Source organism: Streptomyces viridosporus, assembly GCF_002078235.1.
Lineage (GTDB): Bacteria > Actinomycetota > Actinomycetes > Streptomycetales > Streptomycetaceae > Streptomyces > Streptomyces viridosporus.
This window is the reverse complement of record NZ_MSGP01000847.1, coordinates 1-510: the sequence shown is the minus strand read 5'-3', so window position 1 is coordinate 510 and position 510 is coordinate 1. Positions and strand designations below refer to the sequence as shown.

Genomic DNA, 510 nt, shown 5'->3' with positions numbered 1-510 from the left:
GCGTCCCTGCGGCGTGCGCCGGGTCAGCGCGTCGCCCATGGTGAACCGGCCCGCGTTGCGCAGGGGTTCGGCCAGCAGGAACATCAGCAGCATCAGGGACAGGGCGGTGCTCAGGGCGAGGACGATCCCGTCGTACCCGAACAGCGCGATGACGCCGCCGGTGCCGAGGACGGTGGCGGCGGAGATGTAGTCGCCGGCGATGGCCAGGCCGTTGCGGAAGGGGGACAGGGAGCCGTAGCCGGTGTAGAACTCGTCGAGGTCGTCGTGGTCGGGGCCGGTCATCACGCACAGCAGCAGCGTGACGGTGGCGACGGCGGAGAAGCCGACGAGGGACATGGCCTGGGCGTTCCCGCTGAATTCCGGGGTCATCGCGCGGCCTCCCGTCGGGCGTCCAGCGCGGCCTGCCGGCGGATGAGGTCGGCGAGGGGGTCGACGCGGCGGCGGGCGGTGCCTTCGTACAGCGCGACCGCCAGCCAGGTGACGGGCACTTGGAGCAGGGCGAGCAGCAGG

At 72.4% G+C, this 510-nt stretch carries 2 protein-coding genes; both read right to left on the bottom strand.

Annotated features, from left to right (window positions below; translation table 11 throughout):
* Positions 1-369, bottom strand: a 369-nt coding sequence (locus B7L92_RS38105) for a sodium:solute symporter family transporter (protein WP_438364060.1), incomplete at its 3' end; no start/stop codon positions are given.
* On the bottom strand, positions 366-510 hold a 145-nt coding region (locus B7L92_RS43350; protein ID WP_143626509.1), incomplete at its 5' end, for a DUF485 domain-containing protein. The genes B7L92_RS43350 and B7L92_RS38105, both read right to left, overlap by 4 nt.